Annotated in this window: 1 tRNA gene and 1 other RNA gene; both read right to left on the bottom strand. The window is 48.5% G+C overall.

Going from position 1 to position 299, the window contains the following annotated elements:
- Window position 1: 1 nt before the first annotated feature.
- Window positions 2–77, bottom strand: a tRNA-Lys gene (locus tag ATB02_RS25955).
- Between the two features lie 48 nt (window positions 78–125).
- A non-coding RNA gene (locus ATB02_RS26390) (RtT sRNA) lies at window positions 126–293 on the bottom strand.
- Between the last annotated feature and the right edge of the window lie 6 nt (window positions 294–299).

The following is a 299-nucleotide window of genomic DNA, read 5'->3' as shown; positions in this document are numbered from 1 at the left end:
TTGGTGGGTCGTGCAGGATTCGAACCTGCGACCAATTGATTAAAAGTCAACTGCTCTACCAACTGAGCTAACGACCCATACGGGTGTTACCTGAATGATTTCTACTCGGGACCAATCTTTAATATTGGTGGGTCGTGCAGGATGACTCGACTTCGTCTCGCCCTTCGGGCCGTTGCTGACGCAACGTTATCCTTCACATTCTCTACCAGTAACCACCTTTAAATTGGTGGGTCGTGCAGGATTCGAACCTGCGACCAATTGATTAAAAGTCAACTGCTCTACCAACTGAGCTAACGACC

The organism is Escherichia sp. MOD1-EC5189 (assembly GCF_002966045.1).
Taxonomy (GTDB): domain Bacteria; phylum Pseudomonadota; class Gammaproteobacteria; order Enterobacterales; family Enterobacteriaceae; genus Escherichia; species Escherichia coli_F.
The sequence above is the reverse complement of the archived record's forward strand: the minus strand, read 5'-3'. Positions and strand labels throughout refer to the sequence as shown.